This is a genomic window from Chitinophaga pendula (assembly GCF_020386615.1).
In the GTDB taxonomy this organism is placed as follows: Bacteria; Bacteroidota; Bacteroidia; order Chitinophagales; family Chitinophagaceae; genus Chitinophaga; species Chitinophaga pendula.
Window position 1 is genome coordinate 1,116,526 of record NZ_CP077769.1, and the last position, 13,823, is coordinate 1,130,348.

The following is a 13,823-nucleotide window of genomic DNA, read 5'->3' on the forward strand; positions in this document are numbered from 1 at the left end:
AATCAAACATGCAACACAAGTATATAAAGACATTTCTTATCATTTTTCCAATAGTTGTAGGACTGGCAGCCTGCCGGGTAGGGCGTAATTATGAGCGCCCTGCTCTGGCCCTGCCTGAGCAATTCAATGGAAACACCGTTACTACTGCTCCTTCCGATTCCAGCGTCGCTGGTATGGAGTGGAGACAGTTTTTTACTGATCCTACTTTACAAGGGCTGCTGGATAAAGCGCTGAAAGGTAACTACGACCTGCAGCTTGCCTTGAACCGTATTGAATCTGCAGAAGCCTATATGAAGCAGGCCAAGCTGGCATGGTTGCCTTCCCTGGACCTGCTGGTCAATGCCTCTACTACTACTCCTTCCAAGAACAGCTTGAACGGGCGTAGCCTGGAGCAGTTTCTCCGTTCCAAACACCTGGAAGACTATAGCGCATCCCTGGGATTATCCTGGGAGATAGATATCTGGGGTAAGATCCGCCGGCAGAAAGAAGCGGCGGTGGCCACTTACCTACAGACCTACGAAGGCGCCAGGACGGTACAGACCACGCTGGTATCCAATATTGCCAACAGCTACTTCAACCTGCTGATGTTGGATGCGCAGCTGGCGATCGCCAAACGTAATGTATCGCTCAGCGATTCTACGGTGAATATGATCAACCTGCAGAAGACAGCCGGGGAGGCCACTGCCCTGGGCGTACAGCAGGCCATTGCCCAGCGTCAGACCGCGGAACTGCTGGTGCCGCAACTGGAGCAAGGTATTGCGATAGAAGAGAATAATATCCGTATCCTCACCGGAGAGCTGCCTGGCACTATTGCCAGATCAGGCTCCCTGAATGATATCAAGGCTTGGGATGAATTACCGGCAGGCGTACCCGCTGCCCTTATCAGCCGCCGCCCGGATGTACGGGCTGCTGAAATGGCGCTGGTCGCCGCCAATGCCCAGGTAGGTGCTGCACAGGGTAATATGTACCCTACGCTGAAGATCACTGCCAGCGGCGGTCTGAATGCCTTCAAAGCCAGTGATTGGTTCTCTATACCTGCCTCTCTGTTTGGTACAGTAGCGGGTGGACTTACACAACCGCTGTTCCAGCGCCGTCAGCTGAAAACCCAGCTGGAGGTAGCGAAAGTGGACCGGGAAGCGGCAGTGATCAAATTCCGTCAGCAGGCATTGAATGCTATCGGTGAAGTAAGCAATTCCCTGGTGAAACTCGACAAACTGAAAACACAGCAAAAAATAGTTGGCGACCAGGTACAGACCTTACAGCTAGCCATCAGCCAATCCCAGATGCTGTTCCGCAGCGGTATGGCCAACTACCTGGAGGTGATCACTGCGCAGAGCCGTGCCTTACAGGCAGAGCTGAGCCAGGTAGACATCGAACGTCAGCAACGCAGCGCCATGGTAGAACTATATCGTTCATTGGGCGGCGGCTGGAAATAATTGATTAACCGGATACACACGAAAACAGCTTCAGCATAAAATAAGAAACATTAGCCGGTATTAATTGAACCACCAGCAAGGATCTAATTGTTAGTACGGAAACCAAGCAAAAAAAACCAGGAAAGACAGAAGATTTTACGAATCACAGTTAGGTTAAAGAGTAAAGAGTAAAAAAACGCCGCATGACCATGCGGCGTTTTTTTATACCATTCACAATTATTTCATAGTGGTCTTACGCGGGGTTTTCTATCTTTCCGCTTTCAAATCACCAAAAACCGCCAGCCACTATCTATGGATTCGAGAAGAGATTTTATCAAGAAAGCAGCCCTGCTCTCGGGTGGAGCAGGCCTTTGGAGCAGCATGCCGGCATCGGTACAACGGGCTTTAGCTATTGATCCCGCGCCAGGCAGTACGTACCGCGATGCAGAACATGTGGTGTTCCTCATGCAGGAGAACCGCTCTTTTGATCATTGTTTTGGTACACTGAGAGGCGTACGGGGATTTAATGATCCCAGGGCTATCACGCTGCCTAACAAAAACCTGGTATGGCTGCAGTCCAACAAGGCAGGCCAGACCTATGCGCCTTTCCGCCTGGATTTTCACAACACCCGGGCGACCTGGATGAGCTCTTTACCGCACTCCTGGGAGAACCAGGTAGATGCCCGCAACGATGGTAAATATGATAAGTGGCTGGATGTAAAACGCTCCGGCAACAAGGCATATGCAGATATGCCCCTGACCCTCGGTTACCATAACCGGGAAGATATTCCCTTCTACTATGCGATGGCAGATGCTTTCACGATCTGCGATCAGCACTTTTGTTCTTCGCTGACAGGTACCACCCCTAACCGTCTTTACTTCTGGTCGGGCACTATCCGTGAGAAACAGGATGGCAGCACACCGGCAGCGGTACGTAACTCCGAAGCGGACTACGGCGCACCTGCCAGCTGGACCACCTTCCCCGAGAGACTGGAGGATCTGGGCGTATCCTGGAAGGTATATCAGAACGAGATCAGCATGCCGACCGGTCTTAACGGAGAAGAAGACTCCTGGTTGGCCAATTTTACCGATAATCCGCTAGAATTCTTTTCCCAGTATCATGTTGGTAAATCCATCCGGTTTATCAACTACCTGCAACGCAGGGTAGAGGAGCTGCCGGCAGAGATCAAGGCGTTGGAACAGCAGGAGCAGACCCCTAAGGCAAAGCGGGAACTTAAATATAAACAGGAGTCACTGCAACAGGCGAAGGAACACCTGGCCCAATGGAAAGTGCAGTCTTTTGACCAGTTGTCCGCGCGTGAACAGCGCCTGCATCAGCAGGCGTTTACCGTGAATACCGGCGATCCGGATTACCGGCACCTGACCACCCTGTCCTACGAAGAAGATGGGAAAGCCCGGCAGTTGCAGGTGCCCAAAGGGGATGTGCTGCACCAGTTCCGGGAAGATGTCAAAACTGGTAAACTGCCGGCCGTATCCTGGCTGGTGGCGCCGGAGAACTTCTCCGACCATCCGTCTGCGCCCTGGTATGGCGCCTGGTATGTGTCTGAGGTACTGGACATCCTGACGCAGCATCCGGAAGTATGGAAAAAAACCATCTTCATATTGAATTACGATGAGAATGACGGCTGGTTTGACCATGCGCCGCCGTTTGTAGTGCCCGACCCGCGCCGCGAAGATACGGGTAAGGTGTCTGCCGGTCTGGATATCCGTCCGGACTATGTATATATGCATGAAGAGATCGAGCAGAAGAAACTGCCTGCCAACGAGGCCCGGGAGAGTCCGATAGGACTGGGATACCGGGTACCGCTTATTATCGCCTCGCCCTGGTCGAGGGGTGGATGGGTGAACTCCCAGGTATTTGACCTGACATCGCCGATCCGTTTTCTGGAACACTGGCTGTCGCATAAGACGGGCAAGCAGGTATTTGAGCCCAATATCAGCGCCTGGCGTCGTGCCATGTGTGGCGACCTGACGTCGGTATTCCGTCCGTACAATAATGAGAAAATACCAGCGCCTGCCTTCCCCGGAAAAGATACTTTCCTCCAAACCGTATACAACGCCCGGGACAAACAGGTGCCCACCGACTTTAAACTGCTGACACCTGCCGAGATCGCCAGGATCAACGAACAGCCAGCCGGTGCACCCCATATGCCTCAACAGGAGAAAGGTACCCGCGACTCCTGCGCACTCCCTTACGAACTATATACAGCAGGAAGCCTCAGCGCCGATAAACAGTCTTTCGAGCTGTCCTTGCGGGTGGGTAAAGAACTGTTTGGCAAACAGGCCGCTGGTGCTCCTTTCCAGGTATACGCTCCTGGCCGCTTCCGTAAGAAGGATGGTAGCGGATTTGACGCCGTTCGTACCTGGAACTACGCTGTAATTGCAGGCGATCAACTGCAGGATAGTTATAAACTGGCGGATTTCGAAGATGGGCACTACCACCTGCGGGTATACGGCCCTAATGGTTTCTTCCGTGAATACAGCGGCGATGCCAAAGATCCGGGCCTGGATATCCGCTGCGAATACAACCGCGACGCCAAAAGGAAAGACCTGGCTACCGGCCAGGTAACCTTCCACCTGCATAACCAGGGTAGCCAGCCCTGTACTGTAGTAACCCACGATCACTATCGCCAGAATAAGGAGATACAGCGGGTACTGCAACCCGACGGCAAAGCGACGATCATGCTGGACCTGTCCAAATCTTTTAACTGGTATGACTACTCGTTACAGATCAAAGGGCATAGCATCTATGAGCGCCGTTACGCAGGACGGGTAGAGACTGGGAAACACAGCCAAAGTGATCCGGGAATGGGAAGAGTGCTGTAAGGAGGCATCTGCTAAATATCATTTAACGCAACGCCGTACTGCAGTACGGCGTTTTTTTATCGATAAGATAACCTGCTGTAAACAAGGAATTTAAGAAAAAGTGCTAAAAAATTTTTTTAAGTTAAACTCCTTTTATAATTTCGCGCCCGGAGAGATGGCAGAGCGGTCGATTGCGGCGGTCTTGAAAACCGTTGACTGTTAAAGGTCCGGGGGTTCGAATCCCTCTCTCTCCGCTTAAGGAGACGTCTAAATTTAGACGTCTCCTTTTTTCTGTCTCGTTACTGATTGACTAACAATAGGTTATTACACGAGAATAGGAAACAAATTGGTGTTCGAGTTTTTTTGAAGATTATATATTTACAAAAAGAATTTAGCGTTAGAGCACTTGATATGGGTGTGTAAAATAAACTGTGTCAGGGCATTTGATTCGTTAGGGTTAGTGCCTTGTTCATTTTAATTCAAATCTAATATCATCCTGTCAGGAAACCAAATGGCAAGTTTCTGCGCAGTAATTGCCCAGTTGCTTAACGGCATAGTCCACTTTTGGCTAATGTTATTGTGAGCCAGGTAGATTAATTTTAACAGTGCTATATCAGAGGTAAAAGCACCCTTTGTCTTAGTCACTTTTCGGACCTGTCGGTGAAATCCTTCGATGGTATTTGTGGTGTAAATCAGCCTGCGCACAGCAGCATCATAGCGAAAATAGCTGGTTAATCTGGGCCAATTGTTTCTCCAGGACTCGATTACTTTTTCATACTTTTTACCCCACTTGGCTTCCAGGTCATCAAGTCTGAGCTCAGCCAGTTCCAGCGTATCGGCTTTATAAACAGGTTTTAAATCGGCCATAAATACCTTTTGGTCTTTAGATGCGATATATTTCAGACTATTACGGATTTGATGTACCACACAGGTTTGGATCTCTGTTTGAGGAAATACCGTATTAATGGCCGCAGGAAATCCATTCAGGTTATCAATGCAGGCTATCAGGATGTCTTTTACACCTCTGTTTTGTAAGTCGGTGAGCACCGAGAGCCAGAAATTGGCACCTTCGTTTTGTGAAACATACATCCCTAAAAGACATTTGTACCCGTGGCGGTCTATGCCGATAATATTGTAAACTGCATGTGAGATCATCCGATGATCCTCTTTTACTTTGTAGTGCATTGCGTCCAGCCACACAATTGTATACAGGTCTTCCAGTGGGCGGGATTGCCATTCCTTTACTTCAGGGATAATCTTATCTGTAATGGCAGATAAAGTGGTATGACTGATTTCTGTATCTTATATATCCTTAATATGCTTGGAAATATCCCTCAAGCTCATTCCAAGACCATACATGCCAATGATTTTTGTTTCAAGGCTTTCTGCAAGGATGGTCTCACGCTTACGGATCAGCTCTGGTTCAAAGGTAGAACTTCGGTCTCTTGGAGTGTCTACGGTAATGGTGCCAGAGGAAGTACGGACTTCCTTGCTGGTCTTGCCATTTTTTCGATTACCTGAAAGACGCTCCTGATCATCCAGGTGGCTTTCAAGCTCAGCTTCAAGGGCCGAATCCAGAAAGCTCTTTAGCAAGGGGGCGAAAGCGCCATCCTTACCATACAGTGATTTGCCCGAACGCAATTGCTCTAGGGCTTTTTGCTTCATTTGCTCGTAATCGAGCTGCTCATCTTTTCTCATTTGTTAAACGGTGTCTCTAAGTTAATAATTAACCAGTTGACACAGTTTATTTTACACTCTCCTTGATATGGTTATTTGGTGTTCGAAATTTCTTTAACCAGTCGGTTTTGTAGCTCATCAACATTATCAATTTTCTTGAAAGAATTGGCCAACATATATAGGAAGTCCAGGATAGTGACAGCTTCCTCTTCATTAACACATACACCTTTGCCTCTTAGCATTCTTATCGCTTGTTTAGTTGAAATCATTCTTCCTAAAAAAGATTTTGTAATACTATGAATACCTTTTTCCATAACTTTTAATGCGTTATTAGGTTTATTCTTGACTGTGCCATCATATGTTACTATTTTTTTTAAAGCTGGATCAATTTGTATGGAGCTGAAATCTCTCTCGGATATATTTATTGCCGAGGGATTAAATAAACTGGCAATATGCCTTTTGCCTACGAAATCTTGGGTGCTATAAGATTGAAAAATATTGACCTTGCTACCTGAAAATATATTTATGTGTTTAGCATCATACCCATTTAGCTTTTGGGTAAGATGTTGCAATCTCCCCTTCAGATAATAGACAATTTGATTGTGTTCCTTTTTAGTATCACTGAAATCTTCAAAATCTATTTTCCCGGCGATAAAATATCTTCTCGCTTTTGATACCAACTCTTCATGCTGAGCGATTTCTGCAAGAACGGCATTCCTGTCGTTCAAGCATTGCCTTCTTGCAGAGAAGATATTTTCGTCTTCCAACACAAGATTAAAGAGTTCGTATACCTCATGGGCAAGAGTTATCTTTTTCAAGTGTTTTTCATATGATGCTTCCAGAATGTCGGCTCTATATCTACCTTTACATTTAGAAGTGGTGCAGTGATAATACCTGTATTTTGCCAACTTACCCTGTGATATACTTCCAGTAAACCTTTGTCCGCAGAAAGGGCAATCTATGAATCCTCTTAGAGGAAATAAAAACTTCGTGTGAAACTTTGCTTCTTTCTGTTTACGTCTGCTTTTGAGCAGTAACTGAACAGCGTGGAAGATATCCTCAGATATGATTGGTTGATGGACTGCTTTTACAAATTGTATATCTTCATCTTTGTTAGCATTAATCTTTATTATTCCACAATAGATGGGATTTCGCAATATTTTCCAAAAATTGTTCTTACTGCACTGTAATCCTTTTTGGCAAGTCATAATTCTGACTTGATTGATGGAAAACGTACCTGTTGAGAACTGTTCAAAGGCCCACTTAATTAAATCTGCCTGTGGTTGCTTTGGTACAATAATTTTCCTCCCCTCTTGCGTTGATTGGTTTACATATCCCATTGGCGCCCTTCCAGGCCATCTTCCCATTTTTCGGGCTCGACGCATTCCATCAGAAGCGTTCCTGCCTCTTCGGTTGTTTTCGGCTTCTGGTATCGAAAGATATATCGCAAGCATAACTATACTTTCGGGCACGTCGAAATCAATGGGCTGGTCAATTGCGATAGGTATGACATTGAGTTCCCTCAATATACCAAGCATCTGGTAGGCGTATTCTATATTCCTGCTAAAGCGATCCCATTTAATAAACAGTATGTTCTCTGCCGGTCTTTTTTTGTTACTTCTTAAGGTCTTAATAATTTTCTTCCACTCCGGTCGATTAAAGTCCTTTGCCGAAAAATCCTCTCTAAAAATCCCTTTGACAGCAATATTATTTTGTTCGCAATACCTTAATAATCTATCCTCCTGCTCAGGAAGAGAATAGCCTTTTCTCTTCTGTTCGTCTGTACTTACACGGACATATAAATACGCTGATTTCATAGTGCTTAACTTTAAAATTTCCACGTTGGAAACACCAATATTAGAAAAGGATTGTATAAAATGATTGCGCAAAAAACAGGCAACTGCTTATTGTAGTTTTCCGAGCTGCGAATCAGGCGTTGCAACCCCTGATTTACTTAAATAAAGTAATGATATTTTATTTTATATTTGTCATAATCTGTCAAGTCAAAAAAAGTATAGTGAAAGAATTCGGAGCAACCATTCGTGAATTGAGAGAAAAGAAAGGGCTGTTATTAAGACAAGTAGCGGCTGAATTGGATATTGATACAGCTTTATTGAGCAAGGTCGAGCGTGGAGAAAGATTTATCAAAAAAGATCAAGTAAAACGTATTGCGGAAATAATTGGAACGGAGGAAAAGGGTTTGCTCGTTCTGTGGTTGTCAGCAAAAATAAATAGTGTGATTAAAAATGAAGATTTTCCTTTAGAAGCATTAAAGTTAAGTTTAAAAAAAAGCAAAAAAGAAAGGTTACAATAGGAAATAGATATAGTATAAACTAAAATATTCTTATGAATCGAATTGGGTATCTAAATAAAATCAACACGTATGCAGCGAGGTTCGTGTTAGAAGTGGAAGGGTTTAATGCATCAAGCCTGTACGATATAAACATACATGCTGAAAGTTTTTTGATCCCTGTGCTTAATGAAGTATTCGATTTGAGGTTGGAGAATCTGAATAATTCCCAGAAGAAGAACTTTCCGGCTATTGATCTCGCTGATTTTTCCAATAGGGTTGCATTTCAGATAACTGCAACCAGTGACCTGGAGAAAATAAAATCTACATTGGAAAAATTCAAAGAGCATAAACTGAATGAGGTGTTCGACGTACTATATATTTATGTTATTACTCATAAAAAGGAAAGATATAATGAAGAGAAAATAAAACAATTCATACCAGATGGGTTTGCTTTCTCGGCCACAGGGAATGTAATTGATAAAGATGATATCCTTCAGCGGATAACCGCGATAAGTTCGACACCTAAGATAGAAGCCATAGCCAAGATTTATGAGCATGAATTTTCAGATTTTCAAATTCAGATGCGAGAGAAATCTTATATTAATGGATGTCTCAATACCGAAAGTGAAGGTATCAGTCCCAATTTATTGAAGATATCTTTCCCGCAATACATTTACCAAGCCGAATTGAATATTGATGAAAAATCCGTCATCGATAACCTCAATGCTTATTTGATAAGCATCGGCAGAAAGCCCGTAAAAAAGCTCAAACCCGGAAACCTTGTAAAGAAAGCATTACGAGCGGTTAATGTAAAATCCGGCGAATGGGTGCTCTACGAAAAGTACGTTTACACTTTCAAAAATCTTGATGACAACTCCGAACCATTCCGGAAAATTGTTGACATAGGAACTATTACAAGGCTTGAGTGCAAGGAGTTTTACGACAGCGATGAGAATCGTTTGAGGGTGTTCAAGCACTTGCTGCGTAACACCCTGATTGAGTTATGCAGGTCAAAAGAGATAGAATGGTACGGAAAAAGGGAACTTTTCAGGTTTGCAAATAATCAAACTGTCCCCAACCAAAAACGCATCAAATGGAAAGGAAAGAAAGAGGCTACCAAGACCGTCATTTTTGAAATGCACAATAAGAAGGAAGGCCATGTTGTTTGCTTTAGAAGTCTCGCTTTTAAATCTTCCTTTATCAACATAGATGAATATTGGTATTTGGTTCTAAATCCAACGTGGAGCTTTACCAATCCGGGAGGATACCATCAAAGCCGCTTTGAACCGGCATATATGGCGGGAATCAAAAGACTGGAATCAAACGGGTCAGTATATAATTACTTTAGGTTCTTCAGCTATTTCTTTTCTTATAAAGACCTGTTTACCCCAGCATATCCGTATATGGAAATACATGCAGCAGAAGAGCTGAGTATCAGCCCCAGGCTGGAAGAGAAAGCCTGGAAGCCAATAAAGATCATTGAAAAGAAGGCCGCAGAAATGGATATTGATATCAAGGTGGACACAGAATTAGTAGACAATACCCTGTTTTAATTTTATGAAAGTTAGATATATAGAAGAACCCTCATTGCAGTTTGGGCACGAACAGCACATTTGCCCAAAGTATGGTATCTATAATTATAGCCCGTTCGATATAAACCAGGTGCGACCTGAGCGCATCACTATTGGTATTATTGGCAAAGGCGAAAGTGTGGACAAGATCCTGGGCTGGATTGAATCCTGTAAAAAACATATTGACGGTAAGCAAAGCAAAAATCCCCATCCAAACCTCTTTTTAAACTTTTGCGGGTTCAATAAGGATGTTGGCTTCCAAAGTGACATAGTATATGATGATTCTTACGTAAGGAAAATAAACAATTCCGAATTTGATGTAATTATTAAGAAAAAGGACAATCTTGAAGAACGGATTGGCGATATAGCCGAGCTTTATTTGACGGAAATAAAGTTCCTGTCAAAAAATAAAAAGCCTGATGTTATTCTTTGTGCATTAAGCGAAAACTTTATCACCTATATCCAAGAAAAGGAAGCCGAGGAAACCGAAGACGAGGAAGACGAAAAGGAAAAGAGCGCCGAGGAATCTGATATTGATACGGAGGATGTATCGGAAAAGGAACAAAACTTCCGAAGGTATCTAAAAGCCAAAGCCATGCAGTACAATATCCCTATCCAGATAGTAAGGGATAGGATCGCCAAGCCTACAGCGGACATGCAGGATGAAGCTACAATTGCCTGGAATTTCTTTACGGCATTATATTACAAAGCCTCCGGAACACCGTGGGCGTTGATCCGGAAAGATGTTGCAGAAACTACATGCTACGCGGGAATAAGTTTTTTTAAAAGCCGGGACAGGTCTACCACACAAACAAGCATAGCGCAGATTTTTAACGAGCTGGGTAAAGGCGTAATCCTGCGTGGCGAAGAAATAACGTTAAAGAAAAATGATCGGGTTCCGCATTTGTCCGAAGAACAAGCCTTCAATTTGCTCACGCTTTCCCTAAAGGAGTATTATGATGCAGTGAAAATATTTCCCAAACGGCTGGTACTTCACAAAACGTCTAATTTCAGTGAAGATGAGATTTATGGGTTCACACAGGCTGCCAGGCAGCTCCATATAAATCAGATAGATTTGGTTTCTATTCAGCACTCTGATGTGCGTTTATATAGACAGGGAAATTATCCACCAATGAGAGGAACGCAATTCACCCTAACAGAAAAACATCATGTGTTATATACCAGAGGATCGGTTCCGTATTACGAAACATACCCCGGTAAATATATTCCAAGTCCAATTGAGATTAAATTGGCTTACTATGATGAATCGCCGAATTTGATATGCGATGAGATTGTTGCCCTAACGAAAATGAACTGGAACAATACACAGTTTGACAGGAAGTACCCAATCACAATCGAATGTGCAAGAAATGTAGGAGAAATACTGAAATATCTTGATCAAACGGATAACATGCAATTAAAATATAGTTTCTATATGTAGCCAATATGATAAAGCACAAAGTAATAAAGAGTAAACCTTATAAAATTCAAAGGTATGATAAAGTCTATTGAAAACGGAAGAAAAGAAGACGGGAACAGGTCTATTGCTGATAAAATTATTAAACGCTTACATGATCTTGAAAAAACAGTTCAAAACAATCATGGTCGCTGGGCCTGGGAGTTGTTGCAGAATGCAAAGGACAGTGTAGCCGAGACTGACATAAAGGTTGCCGTTAGGATAAAATACAGCCGTGAAGAGATAGAGTTTTCCCACAACGGCAATCACTTTACGGAAAGGGATATTCGAGGGTTAATCAACCAAATTTCTTCTAAAGAAGTAGACGAAGGGGAAGTCAGTAAACGTACCGGTAGGTTTGGTACAGGCTTCCTTACCACTCATTTGCTGTCAAAGGAAGTGTACATAAAAGGCATAGTGGAAACTGACGATGGAACACTGTACAAATTTGGCTTTCCCTTAAACAGGAACGGTAAAACTACTGGAGTGCTGATTCCCAAGATTGAAGCGGCCTGGGCTGCCTTTCATGAATCTACAGAAGATGGAGAAATTGAGGAATACAATGAAGATGAATTCAATACTTCGTTTATTTATTCGCTGGATACAGAGGAGCAGAAGGAAATAGCGCAAATAGGTGTTGACGAGTTTAGTACCTTAATACCATATGTTCTGTCTTTCATCCCGGAAATACATTCGGTGGAGATCATTGACAAAGTAAAAAAGAACAAAGTCGAATTCACCAATAGCCAAAAGGTTGTAGATGGGTTCAAGAAAATAACGAAAACCCAAGATGGTAACACAACTACAATTCGGATGCGGTTTGCCACAAACGGGACAGTTTCCATAGCTGCCAGGGCGATAAAAAAGTCTAATGCTTTTGAGTTTCAATCTCTCGAAAAAGTACCGAAGCTCTTCTGCGATTTTCCATTGATTGGAACCGAAGAGTTTCACTTCCCGATTGTTGTCAACAGTTTTTTCTTCAATCCACAGGCAGAAAGGGATGGCATTTGGCTAAAGGGACATAATGACCCAGAAGTGAAAGAAAACAAGAAGATACTAGAAGATGCACTGGAACTTTACAAAGATTTAGTGGTGGAGCTGGATTGCGATTCCTACAAAAATATTTTCCATATCGCCAGTTCAAAAATGCCTTCCACTGATGAAAGTTATTTTGACAAAGACTGGTATATTAAAACCATTCAGAAGCCTTTGAGGGACTTTTTACTCAAACAAGAGATTGTGGAAGCTGAAGATGGGGCTGGCAAAAAATTGGAGGAATCATGGTTCCCGTTAAAATCATATAAGAAAGAAGCAAGAGAAAGTCTCTGGCAATACACATTTGACTTGTTTCCAGGCGCGGTATGCAAAAGAGATGATATTCACCAGTGGGTTGATATCATTTGGGATGATATCAATAAAATAACATTTGCAGAAATAGCAAGTGACATTGCCCAAAAAGAGACTATTACAAAATTGGCTGAAGACTTGCAGAAGGATGATGCCGATACCTTTGAATGGATTAACGAAGTAGGACAGTTCATTATGGATGAAGAAATAAACCTACCTCTGTTTGAAAAACATGCTATTATTCCGAACCAAAATGGCAAGTTCTTATTAAAAAGTAGGCTTTACCGTGATGAAATAAATGATTCCGATTTAATAGAGATACTGCAATTATTAGGTGAAGACTGGAATGACATTCTGCTTCATGAAGAAATCAGTTTTGGTGAATTTGTTGCTAAAAAGAAGAACGATATTGCGCTTAAAATCAACGAGAAACTCAAAAACCCAAAAGCAAAAGACCAGGACTTTAAAAGGGCCATAAGCATACTATCCGAATGGTTTGATAACAATCCCGAAGAAGGAAAAGAGTTCTTTTCAGAAACATACAGAAGAAGGGCTGAATTGTTTATGAATACTATTGAGGACAAAGAAAGTCTCTATAAGGTAATGAGGAGCAAGACCGATCTATCGAAAGTAGCGGAGGCTATTGAAGCAAATCCTCGCTTGTTTGAGACTATTGAAAAAGCAGAGGAAATTTACTCCCTGCTTAAACAGTATAATGTAAAGACTCTGGAACAGCTTCGTGAGCTGTTGGACAATAAATCGACAGTCTCATCTGGAAATAATTCCCTTCTGCCTATAACACAAGAGATACTTGCAAACATGGGAATCACATCCCTAAAGGAATGGCAGGAAGCTATAAAGGACAAAGATCTGGCCGCTTTATATTCACATAAATCTACACCTACAACAGACATGTTTGTATATGTACAGAGCCTGATTAAAAAGGCTAAGAAAAACATTGTAGCCTATCTGAAAACTTTGAACAATTACAACCTGGATAATTTGGATGAAAGCACTGCGCCTACTATACTCGCTGGAATACTAAAGGATGATAAAGAGATAAGTATTGTTGCCAGGCCAGCATACAATAAAGAGGTTATTATTTACTATGGTTCAGAAAGAGATATACTGGATTATGAACCTTCTGAATTATGGGTAGACGATGGTGTTCAACCAAAAATGATTTCTTTAGGACATTTACTGAAGAAAGCCAAAATAGTCAAATTCCCAATTTAATC

Annotated in this window: 7 protein-coding genes, 1 tRNA gene and 1 pseudogene; 7 read left to right on the forward strand and 2 right to left on the reverse strand. The window is 42.9% G+C overall.

Annotation, left to right across the window (positions count from 1 at the left end; all coding sequences use genetic code 11):
• The first annotated feature begins 8 nt into the window (after nucleotides 1–8).
• From KTO58_RS04485 to KTO58_RS04495, 3 genes are all read left to right on the forward strand, one after another.
• Nucleotides 9–1,436 carry an efflux transporter outer membrane subunit gene (locus KTO58_RS04485; protein ID WP_095840544.1) on the forward strand — a complete coding sequence of 476 codons (1,428 nt, stop codon included), beginning with the start codon at nucleotides 9–11 and terminating at the stop codon, nucleotides 1,434–1,436.
• A 291-nt stretch (nucleotides 1,437–1,727) separates the two neighbouring features.
• Nucleotides 1,728–4,262 carry a phosphocholine-specific phospholipase C gene (locus KTO58_RS04490; protein WP_095840543.1) on the forward strand — a complete coding sequence of 845 codons (2,535 nt, stop codon included), beginning with the start codon at nucleotides 1,728–1,730 and terminating at the stop codon, nucleotides 4,260–4,262.
• Nucleotides 4,263–4,410: 148 nt separating this feature from the next.
• A tRNA-Ser gene (locus KTO58_RS04495) sits at nucleotides 4,411–4,495 on the forward strand.
• A 220-nt stretch (nucleotides 4,496–4,715) separates the two neighbouring features.
• Here KTO58_RS04495 and KTO58_RS04500 read toward each other — a convergent pair.
• Nucleotides 4,716–5,939 (reverse strand): annotated as a pseudogene (locus tag KTO58_RS04500) (IS256 family transposase).
• A gap of 71 nt (nucleotides 5,940–6,010) precedes the next feature.
• Complete coding sequence (locus KTO58_RS04505; RefSeq protein WP_095840542.1) at nucleotides 6,011–7,735, reverse strand: recombinase family protein; 1,725 nt, start codon at nucleotides 7,733–7,735, stop codon at nucleotides 6,011–6,013.
• 200 nt (nucleotides 7,736–7,935) lie between these two features.
• On the opposite strand from KTO58_RS04505, the gene KTO58_RS04510 reads away from it, so the two are divergent.
• From KTO58_RS04510 to KTO58_RS04525, 4 genes are all read left to right on the forward strand, one after another.
• The gene (locus KTO58_RS04510) at nucleotides 7,936–8,232 is read left to right on the forward strand and encodes a helix-turn-helix domain-containing protein (RefSeq protein ID WP_225860052.1); all 297 of its coding nucleotides are present in this window, start codon (nucleotides 7,936–7,938) and stop codon (nucleotides 8,230–8,232) included.
• Nucleotides 8,233–8,264: 32 nt separating this feature from the next.
• On the forward strand, nucleotides 8,265–9,764 hold the full coding sequence (locus KTO58_RS04515) for an SMEK domain-containing protein (RefSeq protein ID WP_095840540.1): 1,500 nt from the start codon (nucleotides 8,265–8,267) through the stop codon (nucleotides 9,762–9,764).
• 157 nt (nucleotides 9,765–9,921) lie between these two features.
• Nucleotides 9,922–11,223 (forward strand): argonaute/piwi family protein, encoded by a 1,302-nt coding sequence (locus KTO58_RS04520; protein ID WP_225860053.1) that lies wholly within the window; start codon nucleotides 9,922–9,924, stop codon nucleotides 11,221–11,223.
• Nucleotides 11,224–11,277: 54 nt separating this feature from the next.
• Complete coding sequence (locus KTO58_RS04525) at nucleotides 11,278–13,821, forward strand: sacsin N-terminal ATP-binding-like domain-containing protein (RefSeq protein ID WP_225860054.1); 2,544 nt, start codon at nucleotides 11,278–11,280, stop codon at nucleotides 13,819–13,821.
• The last annotated feature ends 2 nt before the right edge of the window (nucleotides 13,822–13,823 follow it).